General features: G+C 64.4%; 14 protein-coding genes. 2 read left to right on the top strand and 12 right to left on the bottom strand.

The annotated features are described in order from the left end of the window. Nucleotides 1-12: 12 nt before the first annotated feature. From miaB to murJ, 9 genes are all read right to left on the bottom strand, one after another. Nucleotides 13-1410 carry a tRNA (N6-isopentenyl adenosine(37)-C2)-methylthiotransferase MiaB gene (gene miaB / locus IVA80_RS04085; protein ID WP_247425843.1) on the bottom strand — a complete coding sequence of 466 codons (1398 nt, stop codon included), beginning with the start codon at nt 1408-1410 and terminating at the stop codon, nt 13-15. Nucleotides 1411-1587: 177 nt separating this feature from the next. Continuing rightward, the gene (locus tag IVA80_RS04080) at nt 1588-2268 is read right to left on the bottom strand and encodes an HAD family hydrolase (RefSeq protein ID WP_247425841.1); all 681 of its coding nucleotides are present in this window, start codon (nt 2266-2268) and stop codon (nt 1588-1590) included. A 4-nt stretch (nt 2269-2272) separates the two neighbouring features. Continuing rightward, nucleotides 2273-2728 (bottom strand): Fur family transcriptional regulator, encoded by a 456-nt coding sequence (locus tag IVA80_RS04075; protein WP_247425839.1) that lies wholly within the window; start codon nt 2726-2728, stop codon nt 2273-2275. 38 nt (nt 2729-2766) lie between these two features. Continuing rightward, on the bottom strand, nt 2767-3252 hold the full coding sequence (gene rimI, locus IVA80_RS04070; protein ID WP_247425837.1) for a ribosomal protein S18-alanine N-acetyltransferase: 486 nt from the start codon (nt 3250-3252) through the stop codon (nt 2767-2769). Next, the gene (tsaB, locus tag IVA80_RS04065) at nt 3249-3938 is read right to left on the bottom strand and encodes a tRNA (adenosine(37)-N6)-threonylcarbamoyltransferase complex dimerization subunit type 1 TsaB (protein ID WP_247425835.1); all 690 of its coding nucleotides are present in this window, start codon (nt 3936-3938) and stop codon (nt 3249-3251) included. The genes rimI and tsaB overlap by 4 nt, the downstream gene beginning before the upstream one ends. 143 nt (nt 3939-4081) lie before the next feature. Further along, the gene (locus tag IVA80_RS04060) at nt 4082-4651 is read right to left on the bottom strand and encodes a NifU family protein (RefSeq protein WP_247425833.1); all 570 of its coding nucleotides are present in this window, start codon (nt 4649-4651) and stop codon (nt 4082-4084) included. A 284-nt stretch (nt 4652-4935) separates the two neighbouring features. Then, the gene (locus IVA80_RS04055; protein WP_247425831.1) at nt 4936-5430 is read right to left on the bottom strand and encodes a universal stress protein; all 495 of its coding nucleotides are present in this window, start codon (nt 5428-5430) and stop codon (nt 4936-4938) included. A gap of 104 nt (nt 5431-5534) precedes the next feature. Further along, a complete protein-coding gene (trpS, locus tag IVA80_RS04050; RefSeq protein WP_247425829.1) occupies nt 5535-6587 on the bottom strand; it encodes a tryptophan--tRNA ligase in 1053 nt (350 codons plus the stop codon). 104 nt (nt 6588-6691) lie between these two features. Further along, nucleotides 6692-8224 (bottom strand): murein biosynthesis integral membrane protein MurJ, encoded by a 1533-nt coding sequence (gene murJ / locus IVA80_RS04045; RefSeq protein ID WP_247425827.1) that lies wholly within the window; start codon nt 8222-8224, stop codon nt 6692-6694. 124 nt (nt 8225-8348) lie between these two features. On the opposite strand from murJ, the gene IVA80_RS04040 reads away from it, so the two are divergent. Next, nucleotides 8349-9350, top strand: coding sequence for an adenosine kinase (locus IVA80_RS04040; RefSeq protein ID WP_247425826.1), 1002 nt, complete (start codon nt 8349-8351; stop codon nt 9348-9350). Nucleotides 9351-9512: 162 nt separating this feature from the next. Here the strand turns inward: IVA80_RS04040 and IVA80_RS04035 are convergent, their stop codons facing one another. Next, a complete protein-coding gene (locus IVA80_RS04035; RefSeq protein WP_247425824.1) occupies nt 9513-10706 on the bottom strand; it encodes a serine hydrolase domain-containing protein in 1194 nt (397 codons plus the stop codon). Between the two features lie 602 nt (nt 10707-11308). Between IVA80_RS04035 and IVA80_RS04030 the strand changes: the two genes are divergently transcribed. After that, complete coding sequence (locus IVA80_RS04030; protein WP_247425822.1) at nt 11309-12802, top strand: NAD-dependent succinate-semialdehyde dehydrogenase; 1494 nt, start codon at nt 11309-11311, stop codon at nt 12800-12802. Between the two features lie 97 nt (nt 12803-12899). Here IVA80_RS04030 and IVA80_RS04025 read toward each other — a convergent pair whose 3' ends face one another. Both IVA80_RS04025 and IVA80_RS04020 read right to left on the bottom strand, forming a co-directional pair. Next, nucleotides 12900-15116: a SulP family inorganic anion transporter gene (locus tag IVA80_RS04025; protein WP_247425820.1), complete on the bottom strand. Its 2217-nt coding sequence runs from the start codon at nt 15114-15116 to the stop codon at nt 12900-12902. A gap of 139 nt (nt 15117-15255) precedes the next feature. After that, nucleotides 15256-16170, bottom strand: coding sequence for a phosphoribosylaminoimidazolesuccinocarboxamide synthase (locus tag IVA80_RS04020; protein ID WP_247425818.1), 915 nt, complete (start codon nt 16168-16170; stop codon nt 15256-15258). Nucleotides 16171-16178: the final 8 nt, after the last annotated feature.

The following is a 16178-nucleotide window of genomic DNA, read 5'->3' as shown; positions in this document are numbered from 1 at the left end:
TTGGGCAAGGGTTCAGGCTCCAGTGGCGATTTGCGATAAAGCGGGCTCGCGCGCCGTGCGCGGCGTCACGAGCTCACCGAGAAAGCTATAGCGCTCGAGGCTGTCGATGCGCACCGGCAGGATTTTTCCGATGATGTCGGGCGACGCCATCACATGCGCAGGCTGGAGGAAGGCAGTGCGGCCGACGATCTGGCCCTCCTTGCGGGCCGGACGCTCGAACAGCACATCGACCGTTGAGCCAATCGCAGCCTTGTTGAAGGCCGATTGCTGGCTGTCGATCAGTTCCTGGAGCCGCTCCAATCGCTGGTCCATGTCGGCTGGGGACACCGTCTCCTGCAAGTCCGCGGCCGGCGTTCCCGGCCGGGCGGAGTATTTGAACGAATACGCTGCAGCGTAGCCGATTTGCGTGACAAGTGCGAGGGTGGCGAGAAAATCTTGCTCGCTCTCGCCCGGGAAGCCCACGATAAAATCTGATGAAAAAGCAATGTCTTGGCGCGCAGACCGGAATCGGTCGATGACACGCCGATAATCATCGGCGGTATGTTTCCGGTTCATGGCGGCGAGAATCCGGTCCGAACCCGACTGCACCGGCAGATGGACGAACGGCATCAGCTCGCCGAGATCGCGATGGGCTGCAATCAAACTGTCATCGACATCGCGGGGGTGGCTGGTCGAATAGCGCAGCCGCGCAACGCCGGGAATCCGCGCCAGATGCTCGAGCAGGCTGCCGAGCCGCCAGCTTTTTCCGTCGGGTCCCTCGCCATGATAGGCGTTGACGTTCTGTCCGATCAGCGTGAGCTCGCGCACGCCGTTGTCGGCCAGCCGCTTCACGTCGTCCACGATCTTCGCGACAGGCCGCGAGACTTCGGCGCCCCGCGTGTAGGGCACGACGCAGAAGGTGCAGAACTTGTCGCAGCCTTCCTGCACCGTGACGAAGGCGGAAATGCCGCGCGCGCGGATCGCATCCGGCTTGGGTTGCGCGAGGAAGCCGAACTTGTCCGCGGCGGGAAATTCGGTCTCGATCGCGCGGCCTTCGTCGCCGGCGCGCTTCAGCAACTCGGGCAGATGATGATAGCTCTGCGGGCCGACCACGACGTCGACCACCGGCGCACGGCGCACGATCTCCTCGCCCTCGGCCTGCGCCACGCAGCCCGCGACCGCGATCTGCATCGCGCGGCCTGCGCGCGCGGCCTCGTCCTTGGCGACGCGCAGCCGGCCGAGCTCGGAATAGACCTTCTCGGAGGCCTTCTCGCGGATATGGCAGGTGTTGAGGATGACGAGGTCGGCCTCCTCCGCGCTGGCCGTCTCCACGAATCCTTCCGGAGCCAGCGTGTCCACCATGCGCTGGGCATCGTAGACGTTCATCTGGCAGCCATATGATTTGATGTGCAGCTTGCGCGGCGGCTTCATGGAACCCGGAATTGAGGTGGAGGATCGCCCCCAGATATAGGCTGTAGCGGCGAAAATCCAGCGATGAGAGGGTTTTAGGCCGTCATTCCCGGGGCGCTTGCATGCGCGGAGCCGGAATTGTGGGCCAAAACCGGCAATTCCGGCTTTCCGGGCGTGCGGGGACCTGGAATGGCGATTTCAGCCGGCGATGGCGTCCGCATCGACGCGGCGCACCAGGTCCGGCAATTGCCGCATATCGTCGAACGTCAATCCGGCGCCGGCGGCGCGCAGCCTCTCGGCGTGGCCTGGCGGGCAGTGGCTGCCGCCGTGAAAGCCCAGCACGCTCATGCCGGCGGCATGTGCGCCGGTCACCCCGGGAACGCTGTCCTCGATCACGAGGCACCGCTCCGGAGCGGTTTTCATCTGTTCGGCGGCAAACAGAAACAGATCAGGCGCGGGCTTGCCGCGTGCGACCTGGCTCGCTGAAAAGATGTGCGGCGCGAGCAGGTCGTATAGCCCGGCACAAGTCAGGCCATGAAGGATCTTCTCCGGTGTGCCGCTCGATGCAACGCATTTGGGCAAATCGATTGCGCCAATCGCCGCGGCGACATGGGTGATCGGCTGCAGGTCGCTGGCGTAAAATTGCAGCGTAGCCGCATTCACCTGCTGCTCGAGATCGTTCGGGAGATTGCGGCCGATTTCCTGTTCGACCATGCGCCGCGCGTCTTTCTCGGACACGCCGAGGAAGCGGACCAGAACCTGCTCCGATGTGATCGGATAGCCGTGCTTGGTCAGCACATCCGCATGCGCGCGGCAGGAGATCACCTCGCTGTCCACGAGCACGCCGTCGCAATCGAAGATGATGAGGTCTATTGGCACTGAACTAAGACGTCGGCTTGTCGTCGTCGAGCGGAACGCAATAGAGCTCGAGCCGATGGTCGACCAGCTTGTAGCCGAGCTTGCGCGCGATCTCGGCCTGGAGCTTCTCGATCTCCTCGGAGGTGAACTCGATCACCTTGCCGTCGCGCAGATTGATGAGGTGGTCGTGATGGCTGTCGCGCATCGTCTCGTAGCGCGCGCGACCCTCGCGGAAATCATGGCGCTCGATGATGCCTGCATCCTCGAACAGCTTGACGGTGCGATATACGGTCGAGATCGAGATCTTGTCGTCGACGGCGACACAGCGCCGATACAGCTCCTCGACGTCGGGGTGATCGACCGCTTCCGCCAGCACGCGGGCGATGACGCGGCGCTGCTCGGTCATGCGCATGCCGGTGGCGGCACAGCGTGCCTCGACGCCGGTCGCCTTGGATGCGGAGGAAGGTTTAAGTCCAGTCATAGGGTGTCCGCCTGACGGAGCGCTTTCTGCCATCAATGTTACGACAAGTCACGTCGCATCAGAAGTGCGTTCAATTGTTCCCCGTTGGGCTGCTTATAGTAGCGTTCGCGGCGCCCGACCACCATGAATCCGGCTCGGTCGTAGAGCAGCCGCGCCGGCTGGTTATTTTCCTCGACTTCGAGAAATATTGTGCGCACGCCGCGCCCTGCAAGGTGGCCGAGATGCGTCATCAGCAGTGTGCGGGAAAGGCCGCGGCCGCGGTGAGTCTGGTCGATCGCGATAGAGAGGATTTCCGCTTCGTCCGCGCCGATCCGCGAGACCGCGAATCCGATTGTCTTGCGGCCGAGCCGCAACCGATGCACGAGCGTGTTGCGCTCGCCGATCATGCTCTCGAACTCGCCTTCGCCCCAGCCGCGGGCAAAGGATTCGCCGTGCAGCTGCGCCAGCCGCGCGGCGTCGCGCGTGGACGCTGACTCGACGGCGGCCGTGCCGCCGCGCCACCGTTCCGAAAACCATCTCATCATGAGGTTGCGGCTTGTGCTGCGAGCTGTGCGGCCGGCTTTGCATCGGGTGCGCGCAGATAGAACGGCCGCGCCGGATTTGTCTCGGGATCGGCCGCAGCTCCGAGCCACGCGACCCAGCCGATATCGGGCGCGGGCTGCGCGTCGACCGCAACGGGTTGCGGACCATCCTTCGGCCAACGATCGGCGAGGATATTTGCGGCATTGCCGACCAGATGCGGCGCGCCGAATTGCGAGGCCGCGATCGCCTCGTCGATTGGAGCGACGCTCGGCCGCACCAGCTGGCTGCCGTCGCCGGCCACGATCTGGAAGTAGACGTGATCGTGCCGCGCATCGATCGCCGAGATCACCGGCGCCGCTCCGCTCTGGCCGACGATAGTGGCGGCATAGGCCGATAACGTCGTCAGCCCGACGGCGGGCCGCTTCGCCGCAAGCGCAAAGCCACGTGCCGCCGAAATGCCGACCCTCAGGCCCGTGAAGCTTCCGGGGCCGACGGTGACGGCGATGCGGTCGAGCGAGGTGAAGGCAAGATCGGCCGATTGCATCACGCGCGCGATCAGGGGCATCAGCGCCTCGGCGTGGCCGCGCTTCATCAGAAGCTGCTCCTGCGCAAGAAGCTGGCCGGCGTCGGTGTCGAGAACGGCGGCCGCGCATGCCCCCAGCGCGGTATCGATGGCAAGGATCAGCATGGAACGATCGTAGCACCATCCGTCACGGAATGCTCGTCGTCATGGCCGGGCTCGTCCCGGCCGTCCACGCCTTTGCAGCCCCAAGAACGTGGATGCCCGGCACAAGGCCGGGCATGATGGTGTGGGAGCATCCGGCGTCCAGCTTACATCGGCCGGACTTCGACCACGTCCGGCACGAAATGCTTGAGCAAATTCTGGATGCCGTGCTGGAGCGTCGCGGTCGATGACGGGCAGCCGGAGCAGGCGCCCTTCATGTTGAGATAGACGATACCGTCCTTGAAGCCGCGGAAGGTGATGTCGCCGCCATCATTGGCGACCGCCGGCCGCACGCGGGTCTCGATCAGATCCTTGATCATGTCGACCGTCTCGGCATCGGCCTCGTCGAAGAACTCGTCCTCGTCGTCGAGATCGGCATCGCTTGCGGCCGCGCCGTCGGCGAGCAGCGGCGCGCCGGACATGTAGTGCTCCATGATGGCGCCGAGGATCGCGGGCTTGAGCTGCTGCCATTCACCGTTGGCCTTGGTCACGGTGATGAAGTCCGATCCGTAGAACACGCCGGTGACGCCGGGCACCTCGAACAGCTTTTCGGCGAGCGGCGAGCGCGCCGCGGTTTCGCGGCTGGCAAACTCCATGGGGCTGCCGTCGATCACGGCGCGGCCGGGAATGAATTTCAACGTGGCGGGATTGGGGGTGGCTTCGGTCTGGATGAACATCGCTTTTCTCCGAACGTCGCCGGTTCAAGGCCGGCGCGTGAGCTATCCAGTAGCAGATGGCGACGGCGAACGCACGGTCAAGGGGCGGGGAGGCCTATTTCGTTGTTAAATCATCAGCTTAGGGCACCTGAAAATTCCAGCACGGTCATGGCACGGTCATGGCCGGGCTTGTCCCGGCCATCCACGCCTTACTTCGTGGGACCAACAACGTGGATGCCCGGGACAAGCCAGGACAAGCCCGGCCATGACGAATATTGGGTTGGCCATGCTCCGGACGCGGAAAGCTACGACAGCGAATCCACGCTTTGGTCGCTCAGTGCTCCGGAAATGATCGTCACCGGCACCGGGAACGTACCCACCGCATGGGTAAGCAGCGCGACCAACGGTCCGGGCCCTTCCGCGCCGGGATTGGCGGCGAGCACCAGCATGGCGATATCAGGATCATCGTCGATCACCCCGAGCAGCTGTTCCATCGCGGCCCCTTCGCGGACGACGCGTTCCGGCGTAATCGCGGCGATGCCGTTGGCGCGGCCGGCGGCGCGGTCGAGTGCGGCCTCCGCCGCTTCATGCGCCTCGGCGCGCATGATGTCGGCGACACCAAGCCATTCCTGGCTCTGCTGCTCGGGCTCGATGATGCGCAGCATGACCACGCCGCCGCCGGCGCGGATCGCCCAGCGGCTGGCGTAATAGACCGCGCGATCCCATTCGGCGGTGTCATCGACGATGACGAGGCATTTGGGCTTGTGCCCCGGCTCGAAGCAAAGTCGCTTGCTGGTCATGCATGTCCCGGCGTGTGCGCGGTCGGCATGCTGCCACACTCCCCGTTGGTTTGGGAGAGGGTCCCCCACGCTGCGGCGTCGGCCAGACTTCGCAACCACGGTCATCAGCGCCGGCGGATGAAGCCGACGATGTCCTTCGAGAGCTGCATGGTCTCATCGGCGATGGCGCGGGCACGGTCGGCGCCATCGTTCAGGATCGCGTCGATATGGCCGGGGTCGGCGACGAGGCGTTTCATCTCGCCGGCAATCGGCGCGAGCTTCGTGACGCACAGCTCGACCAGCGAATTCTTGAAGCTGGAGAACTGGCCGCCGCCGAAATCGCGCAGCACGTCGGCTTTGGAGCGGCCGGAGAGCGCGGCAAAAATGCCGACGAGATTGTCGGCCTCGGGACGCGCTTCCAGGCCCTTTTCCTCGGTCGGCAGCGGCTCCGGATCGGTCTTTGCCTTGCGGACTTTCTGCGCGATGGTGTCGGCATCGTCGGTCAAATTGATGCGCGAATTGTCCGACGCGTCCGACTTCGACATTTTCTTGGTGCCATCACGCAGGCTCATCACGCGCGTGGCCGGCCCCGTGATCAGCGGTTCCGGCAACGGGAAGAACAGGCCGTCATTGGTGCCCCGGCTGCGGATGGAATCAGCGAAATCGTTGTTGAATTTCTGCGCGATGTCGCGCGAGAGCTCGAGATGCTGCTTCTGGTCCTCGCCGACCGGAACGTGGGTGGCGCGATACAGCAGAATGTCGGCCGCCATCAGTACGGGATAGTCGAACAGCCCGACGGAGGCGTTCTCGCGGTCCTTGCCGGCCTTCTCCTTGAACTGGGTCATGCGGCCGAGCCAGCCCATGCGCGCGACGCAGTTGAAGATCCAGGCGAGCTCGGCATGGCCCGAGACCTGGCTCTGGTTGAACACGATGTGCTTGTTCGGATCGATGCCGCTCGCGATGAACGCCGCGGTCACCTCGCGGGTGTTGCGCGCGAGCTCGGCCGGCCCGCCCCAGACGTCCACCCCTTGCGTGATCGCGTGCATGTCAACGACGCAATAAATGCAATTGTGGGTGTCCTGCATCTTCACGAAGTTGACGATCGCGCCGAGATAATTGCCGAGATGCAGATTGCCGGTCGGCTGGACGCCCGAAAAGACCCGTTCAACGAATGGCATGGTAAGCTTTCCTGGCAAGCCTTTCTGGAGGTATTCGGCCGTCGTTTCCAACAGCGGCGCTGCCCCGTCAAGGGTAATTTGGAGGCTCGCGCGCCAGGGGAGGGTTAGCTCGGGCGCCTCAGCGCGTTAACCGCCTCGCGCAAGGAGGCGACGTCGAGGATCTGGAGGAGCAAACCGTAGACGGCGATTCCTGCCGCGATCTGCAGGCCAAGGGCAATGAAGCGGACCAGGCTATGGCTGTCGCTGGGCACGAGCCCCGTTGTCAGCCAGAGCAGGGCACCCATGGCGAGCGCGGCGAGCACGATCCGCGGCAGCCGTTTTCGGGCGGCCGCGTCGATCGAGAAGCCGAACTCGGTCGCGCCTTTTCGTAGCAGGGAGAGCGCGCTGCTCCAGGCGCCGGCCGCGATGCTCGCGGCGATCCCGGTTGCGCCGAAGAAGTGACCGAGCAGGACGGCGAGCGCGACCGCGACGACGAAGCCTTTCGCCGTCGCCAGCAAAGGCGTCATCGTGTCGCTACGGGCGAAGAAGGCCGGCGACAGCGCCTTGATCAGCACGTGGGCCGGCAAGCCCAGCGCCAGCCACATCAGCGCGTGGGAGGTCGCAATGCTGTCATCGGCGCCGAACGCGCCATGCTCGAACAGCAGCCGCACGATCGGCTCGGCCAGCACGACCAGGCCGAGCGTCGCCGGCAGCGCCAGCCCGGTCGCAAGCTCCAGTGCGCGCGATTCCGCATGCGCGCCCGCGTCACGGTCGCCGCTGCCGACCGTGCGGGTCAGCTCCGGCACCAGCACCGTGCCCATGGCGACGCCGACGATGCCGAGCGGCAGCTCGATCAAGCGGTTGGCGAAATAGAGCCAGGAGACCGCGGAGGGCGTGGCGGAGGCAATGATCGCGCCGGCGACCATCAGCCATTGCGGGCCCGAGCTTGCGATCATGCCGGGGACAGCTTTGGCAAAGAAGGCACGCATCTCCTTGTCGAAGCTCAGGCGCAACGGCGTCGCAAGGCGTGCACCTCGCTGCGACAGCAGCATCAGGAGTTGCAACAGGCCTGCGATGCCGACCGTCGCTGCCAGCATCCACGCGGCGAAGGTCGCATCGGCATGCCAGACAAGGAGCACCGCGATTGAGGCGATGAGGGCGATATTGAACAGCAGCGGCGAGAACGCCGTGAGAGCAAAGCGGCCTTGCGCGTTGAGCAGTCCCATCAGCACCGTGACGGGGCCCGCAAAGGCGAGATAAGGCAGCATCAGCCGCGCGTTCTGGACGGCGAGATCGAGCGTGCTGCTGCCCAGAAATCCGGGCGCGATGATCGTGATGATCAGCGGCATCAGGAGCGCGATGACGATCGAGACTGCGATCAGGGCCGCACTGACCATGCCGAGCACGCGTCCGGCGAACGCCGCCGCGGCAGCCTCGCCGCCGCGGTCACGGACGCGCAGCCAGGCCGGAATCAGCGCCGCGTTCAGCGCCCCTTCGCTGAGCAGCCGCCGGACCACGTTGACGAGCTGAAACGCCGCCAGGAACGCATCCGCCACGGCGCCGGTGCCGAGCAGCGCCGCGATCAGGGAATCGCGGGCAAAGCCCAGCAGCCGCGAGGCCAGTGTTCCCGTCGAGACGGTCAGGAAGGAGCGGATCATTGGACGTGCATAATACCGTTGCTTGCCCGCGAAGGCCCGGTCGTGATAGGCCGCGAGCCAGATTCCAGGCCGACAGGAAGCGGATTTTCCCGGCAATCGCAATCCGCCAACAGGATCAAGGTGAATGGCTGACGTGAAATATGACGTTCTCGGCATCGGCAACGCGCTGTTTGACGTGCTGGTCAAGACCGATGAAGCCTTTTTGGGCAAGCACGGCATGACCAAGGGCAGCATGTCCCTGATCGACGAGGCGCGGGCCGCCGCCATTTACAAGGATATGGGACCGGCGACGGAAGTCTCGGGCGGCTCGGCCGCCAACACCATCGTCGGCATCGGCAGCCTCGGGGCACGCGCGGCCTATGTCGGCAAGGTCAAGGACGACCAGATCGGCAAGCTCTATGTCCACGACATCCGCGCCGCCGCCGTCGCCTTCAACACGCCCGCAGCAAAGGATGGCCCTGCGACCGGCTGTTCCTACATCCTGGTCACGGGCGACGGCGAGCGCACCATGAACACCTATCTCGGCGCCGCGCAGGACCTGTCGCCGGCCGACATCGATCCGGCCGAGATCGCCTCTGCCGGCATCGTCTATCTCGAAGGCTATCTCTGGGATCCCAAGAACGCCAAGGACGCCTTCGTCAAGGCGGCCAAGATCGCCCATGATGCCAAGCGCAAGGTCGCGCTGACGCTGTCGGATTCCTTCTGCGTCGACCGCTATCGCGACGAGTTTCTGGGGCTGATGCGCAACGGCACCGTCGACATCGTCTTCGCCAACGAATCCGAGCTGCATTCGCTCTACATGACCTCGGATTTCGACACCGCGCTGAAGCAGCTGCGCAACGATGTCAATCTCGGCGTGGTCACCCGCAGCGAGAAGGGCTGCATGGTGGTGTCGGCCGAAGATGCCGTCGCCGCGCCCGCGTTTCCGGTCAAGCAGGTGGTCGACACCACCGGCGCCGGCGATCTCTTCGCCGCCGGCTTCCTGTATGGCCTGGCGCGCAACCTGGCTTACAAGCAATGCGGCGAGCTCGGCGCACTTGCGGCCGCCGAAGTGATCCAGCACATCGGCGCACGCCCGCAGGTGTCGCTGAAAGAGCTGGCGCAGCAGCGCGGGCTGACGGGGTAGAGCTCGGCTCTCTGTCCCCGTCATTGGAGGCAGATGTTCGCCAAACACTCCGTCGTCATGCCCGGGCTTGTCTCGGGCATCCACGTTCTTCGTGCCGCGAGGTGAGGCGTGGATGGCCGGGACGAGGCCCGGCCATGACGTGGTGGTGAGAGTTGTGGCGCCTCACGCCGCCTTCTGCCCACCCTCGGCATCGAGCCCGGCATACACGCCACGCTCGAATCCCGCGAATGCCTCCAGGCACTTCGCGTCGGCGAATGGCAAAACCTGCATCAGGATCACGCCGGTGACATCGCGCGACGGGTCGATCCAGTAGTAGGTGTTGGCGAGGCCCGCCCAGGCGAGGCTGTTCGGGCTGCGGCCTTCCAGCGTCCTGGAGGTGTTGATCAGGAAGCTCAGGCCCCATTTCTTCACCTGGTCCGGATAGAGATCGACGTCGTTGGTGTACATCGGCGCCACCGAATTCATTCTGGTGACGTTGAGATCGCCGATGTGGTTTTGCCCCATCATCGCGACCGTCTCGGCTTTGAGCACCTGGTTGCCGTTGCCGCGGCCCTTGTTCAGGATCATCTGGGTGAACTTGATGTAGTCGCCTGCGGTCGAATAGAGGCCGCCGCCGCCCATGTGGAATTCCGGCTCCTGCTCGAGCTCGAACGGGATCGCAGCGAGCTGGCCGTCCTCGCCGCGCGCATGCATGCCGACCAGACGCTTGCGCATGTCGTCGGTGATCTTGAAAGCGGTATCGCTCATGCCAAGCGGGGCGAACAGATTGTCGCGCAAGTAAGCGTCGAGCCGCTTGCCACTGATGGCTTCCACCGCCTTGCCGACAAAATCGATATTGGTGCCGTATTCCCAGCGTGTGCCGGGATCGGTCGCGATCGGCGTCTTCAGCGCGGCATTCTGGCAGGTCGTGATCGCCGGCGTGCCGGTCTTCTCCAGATAAATCGCATTATCGCCATTCCACATGTTGTAGCAGAAGCCAGCGGTGTGGGTCATGAGCTGGCGCAGCGTGATCGGCCCCTTCGCCGGCCGCAGCTTCGCCTCGCCCTTGGCATCAAATCCTTCGAGCACCTGCGGGTTGGCGAGGTCGGGCAGCACCGAACCGATCGGCGCATCCAATGACAGCTTGCCCTGCTCGACCAGTTGCATCGCTCCGGCGGTCGTCACCGCCTTCGTCATCGAGGCGATCCAGAACACGCTATCGTCTGTCATCGGATCAGGCTTGGACAAGTCGCGCTTGCCGAATGCGCCTTGGTAGATCACGTCGTTACCGCTGGCAGCGATGGCGACGACGCCGGGAATCTCCTTTGCGTCGCTCTTCTGGCGCAAAATCTCGTCGATCTGTGCTTGGCTCTGCATACGCTTTTCCTCCGGTTTGATTATTGTTGGAAGTGATCGATTGTCCTCCCGCGTGCTCCGCGCGGCAAGCACATCCACGCACCTGCCGCGGTCGCGATGTCGTGACTTGACGGTCCGCGCCCCGCGCAGGACAGACATGGCGTCTGAACTGCCACACTTCGTCACACCACACTTCGTCACGATCGTCGGTGGATGGCCGCACTTCGCCCGACCGTGGATGGCCCCGGGCGGTACGTTTCAAAAGTTTTCGAGCACCTGAAACATTTTGTGCATTGCGGCGTTCAGCACCCGGTCCGATCGCGCGGCCGACGTTAACACTGGATGCAAATTTGGCGACGTCCTCGAAGGCCGACGCCAAGGCAGCCGCCGAGCGCATGATCGGCCGTCGCGAGACCTATCTGAGCGGCGCAGCCTAGAGCATGATCCGGACCCGGAGGGCCCCGCTAGCGCAAAATGTGCAGCGGTTTTCCGGAAAGATCATGCTCACACAATAAGATCGCCGCTCCCGTTTAGCTAAAGGCAGATGTGCATTGCCGGACGGTGCATTGCGTGCCGTCTGTCGCTATATTCCGGGCCGATCCGATCGCCCTAGGAGTAACGCCATGACCCCGACCGTCGCCGCACGCGCCCCGCAAGTCACGTCCAATCTGCGCGACCGGTTGAAGGACCCTTCGCTGCTGAAGGAAGCCTGCTACATCGACGGCGCCTGGGTCGGCTCGCCGGTCTTCGCGGTGAACAATCCCGCCACCGGCGTCGAGCTCGCGAAAATTCCGCAACTCGGTGCGGACGACACGACCAAGGCGGTGGAGGCCGCCGAGCGCGCCTTTCCGGCCTGGGCCAAGCACACGGCCAAGCAGCGCTCCAACATCCTGCGCAAATGGTTCGAGCTGATTGTCGCCAACCGCGAGGATCTCGCGCTCATCCTCACCTCCGAGCAGGGCAAGCCGCTGTCCGAAGCGCTCGGTGAGGTCGATATCGGCGGTGCCTATGTCGAGTTCTTCGCCGAGGAAGCCCGTCGGGTTTATGGCGAGACCATCCCGACCCAGCGGCCCGATGCGCGCCTGCTCGCGATCAAGCAGCCGATCGGCGTCTGCGGCGCGATCACGCCGTGGAATTTCCCGAACTCGATGATCACCCGAAAGGTTTCGCCGGCGCTCGCGGCCGGCTGCACCGTGGTGCTCAAGCCCGCCAACGAAACGCCGCTGTCGGCGTTGGCGCTTGCGGTGCTCGCGGAGAGGGCCGGCGTGCCCAAGGGCGTGTTCAACATCGTCACCGGTGATGCGCCGCCAATCGGCAAGGTGCTGTGCGAACATCCGGCGGTGCGCTTCGTCGGCTTCACCGGCTCGACCGCGGTCGGCAAGATTCTCTACCGGCAGGCCTCGGTCGGCGTGAAGCGGCTCGGCCTCGAACTCGGCGGCAATGCGCCGTTCGTGGTGTTCGACGATGCCGATATCGATGCCGCGGTCGAAGGCGCGATCGTCTCGAAGTACCGCAACATGGGTCAGACCTGCGTCTGCGCCAACCGCCTCTACGCCCAGGACAAGATCTACGACGAGTTCGTGCAAAAACTGTCGAAGAAGGTCGCGGCGATGAAGATCGGCGACGGTACTGAGAGCGGCGTCACGCAAGGTCCCCTGATCAACCTGAAAGCGGTCGACAAGGTCGAGCGTCACATCGCGGACGCCGTGAAGCGGGGCGCCAAGGTTGTCACCGGCGGCAAGCGCAGCGAGCTCGGACGCTCCTTCTTCGAGCCGACCGTGCTCTCCGACGTCAAACCGGACTCGCTGGTGGCGCAGGAGGAAACCTTCGGCCCGCTTGCGCCGGTGATCCGCTTCAAGGACGAAGCCGACGTCATCGCAATGTGCAACGCCTCGCCATTCGGCTTGGCTTCGTACTTCTACTCCCGCGATCTCGGCCGCGTCTGGCGCGTCGCCGAAGCGCTGGAATCCGGCATGGTCGGCGTCAACACCGGCTTGATCACCACCGAAGTCGCGCCCTTCGGCGGCGTCAAGGAGAGCGGCTTGGGGCGCGAAGGCTCGCATCACGGCATGGAAGAATATGTCGAGATCAAATACGTGATGATGGCGGGGGTTTGAGATTCTGTAGCCCGGATGGAGCGCTGCGAAATCCGGGACTTTTGTGCCTCATGCGAGATCCCGGATTACGCTGCGTTCCATCCGGGCTACGCAGCTGTTAACGCCTGAGCACCGCAATCGTCCGGTTCGCGAATGTCAGCCGCTCGGCCATGACCGACACGAAATAGGTCAGCAGCTTGTGGCTGAGCGCCGGGTCCTCGTTCCTGATGGCGTCGAACTGGTGCGTGTTCAGCACGTAGAGCACGCTGTCGACCTCGGCCTGGATCGTGGCACTACGCGGCGTCTGCGACACCAGGCCCATCTCGCCGATCGTGGTGTAGCGGCCGAGGCTGCGCACGCGCGTGGTGCGGTCGTCCTCGGCCGGGATCATGATGCCGACGCGGCCGTCCAGGATGAAGTGCATGGAATCGGCGGGATCGCCGGCTCGCACGATGGCCTCGCCGGCCTCGACCTCGAGACGCTGGCAGCGGCGGATCAGCTCGTCGGCATCGTCCTCGCTGTCGAGAATCCCTGTGAACCAGTCGCGCAAGTTCGCCTCCTCCTGCGCCAGTTCCTGATGTTGCGCGATGAGCTCGTTCTCGCACCATTCCAGCGCGTGATCGAGCTCGGGGACGATGGTGACACCTTCGCCGACGAAGTCGCTGGAGCGCAGCACCTTCTCGGCCGTGGCCGACAGATGCACCAGGATCAGCTCGACGCCCAAGTCATGCGCGCTGCGCTTGATCTGGGCGAAACTGTAGGCGGCCGAGGAGTCGACGCCGGTGACGAGCTTGAAGTCGAACAGCAGATAGCGGCACTCGGGGCGCTCCTGGAGCAGCTGCTTGACATGCTGGTAGAGCCGGTTGGCGGAGCCGAAGAACAAATAGCTCTGGAGGTTGAGGCCTCGGATCTTGCCGCCATGGGCCAGTAGCACCTTCTGGTCGTCCCGCGAGCGATCGAGCGAAGAGCGATATTCGGAGCCGTCAAAACTGTACTTGATCGATTCGACCCGCGCCGCGCTGAACGCGAAGGTTGCGCAGCCGATGACGACGCCGATCAGGATGCCCGGCACAAAACCCCAGGCGACGATGATCGCGATGATGGCGAGCAGCGAGAGATATTCGAGCTTCGAGAGTCGCTTGCGCGACTCGATCAGCCATTTGTGCAGCTGATCGGCGCCGAGATAGAGCAGCAGACCGCCGAGCACGAATTTCGGCATGAAGCCGAGCAACTCCGGCGCGACGGCGAGCATCAGCAGCGACATGGCTGCGACGGTGAGACCGGACAGGCGTCCGCGGCCGCCGCTGCTGAAATTCAGGATCGAACGGCTGACCGAAACGCAGCCGGCATAGCCGGTGAGCGCGCCGGTCAGGATGTTGGCGGCACCGGTGACGTTCAGCTCGCGCTCCAGATTAGCCTCGCGATGCACGGCGACTTCGATCCCGGTGGTGTTGAACAGCGTGCTGGAGGCTGCGACGAAGATGACGGCGACGACGTTGCCGAGCAGGTCCGGCACCGCGGACCAGGGATAATTGGCGAGATCGTCGGTGTGCCAGGGCAGCATGAATGTCGCCGGCGGCGGGGGCTGGAAGGTCCAGCCGAGGGCGCGCGCCTCCTCCGCCGAAATCCCAGTGATCCAGAACGCCAGATGTGCCGTGAGCATGCCGCCGACCAGAATGATCGGCAATCCGAACGGGCTGCGCGAGCGGTGCCAGGCCAGATACAGCACCAGCGCCATGGCGCAGGCGGCGCCCAGCTCCGAAAGCGTGACGCCGTTGGTGAAGCGCAACAACGTGGCAAACTGCACGGGATGATCGGTGATCACCCGGATCGCACCCATGACGATCAGAAGCCCGGTGGCCCCCAGGAAGCCGCCGATCACCGGATAAGGCACGTAACGGATGGCGCGGCCCATCCGCGTCAGTCCCAATCCGCACAGCACGATTCCGGTGAGCACGGTCGACAGGCCGAGCGTGATCAGGACCGGCGAGAGCAGCGGTGCCGACAGATTGGCCGCTTGGATGCGCTCAACCAGCGAGGCCGCCAGAATTCCGGTCACGGCGGCGATCGAGCTGTCAGGAGCGGCGACCGCGAAGGGCAGTGAGCTTCCCATCCCAATGACGGCAGCGAGCACCGCGGAGCTGATGAAAGTCGCCGCGATTCCGTAGGACAGATACGGCGACAGCGGGCCGGTGAAGATCAGCAGCGCATAGGAAAGCCCGAAGGTGACGGTCAGGACGCTGGCGGCGCTTCCGCCCAGTATATCGTTCAGCGCACGCTTGATGGACGGATTGAGTCGTGTGACCGGATCTAGGCCAATTGCTGGATCTGTCACGCCCCGACACTCGCTCTTGAGAATTCCCGACCGACAGGTAGACGAGTGCGAGGTTAGCGCAATAGGGTTCTTGCAATTATGAGATCGGCAACAGTTTCGGGCACGCTCTCGGCGTCCGGAGCGAGACGAAACAGTCGGGCTAGATCTTCAGCTCACTCCCCGTCACCCGCCGATACGCTTCCAGATACCTTTTGCTGGTCGCCTCCACCACGCTCGCCGGCAACGGCGGCGGCGGCGCGTCGCCGTTCCAGCGGCCGGCGCGGCGTTCGACATCGAGATAATCGCGCAAAGGCTGCTTGTCAAAACTCGCCTGCGGCTGGCCGGGCTTATAGGCATCGACAGCCCAGAACCGCGAGGAGTCCGGCGTCATGACTTCGTCGATCAGGATGATGCGGCCGTCCTTGTCGCGTCCGAATTCGAACTTGGTGTCGGCGATGATGATGCCCTGCTCGCGGGCGAGCTCCTCGCCGAGCGTGTAGACCGCGCGCGTCATGCTCTCGAGCGTGTAGGCGGTCTCGTCGCCGACGACCTCGCGCATCCGTGCGATCGTGATGTTCTCGTCGTGGCCGGTCTCGGCCTTGGTCGCCGGACTGAAGATCGAAGGCTCCAGCTTCTCGCTCTCGACGAGGCCGGCCTTCAGCTTTTCGCCGGCGAGCGTGCCGCTTGCCGCATATTCCTTCCAGGCCGATCCCGAGAGATAGCCGCGGATCACGCATTCGATCGGGAATACGGTGGTGCGGTACGACAGCATGGCACGGCCGAGGATCTCGGCGCGATGCGGCTTCAAGGCCGGCACGGCGGCGATGATCTCGTCGGTGTCGGCGCTGATCATGTGATGCGGCACCACGCCTTCGAGCTCGTTGAACCAGAACGCGCTCACTTGCGTCAGCACCGCGCCCTTCATCGGGATGGTCTCGCCCATCACGACGTCGAAGGCGCTGATGCGGTCGGTGGTGACGAGCAGCAGGCGGTCGTCATCGACGGCGTAGATATCGCGCACCTTGCCGCGTCCGATCTTGGGGAGCGGCAGGTCGCTGGAGAGCATGGCGGTCATCGGCAAAA

The organism is Bradyrhizobium sp. 139, assembly GCF_023074175.1.
GTDB lineage: Bacteria > Pseudomonadota > Alphaproteobacteria > Rhizobiales > Xanthobacteraceae > Bradyrhizobium.
Note: the sequence above shows the minus strand (reverse complement) of the source record. Positions and strands in the feature narration are given on the sequence as shown.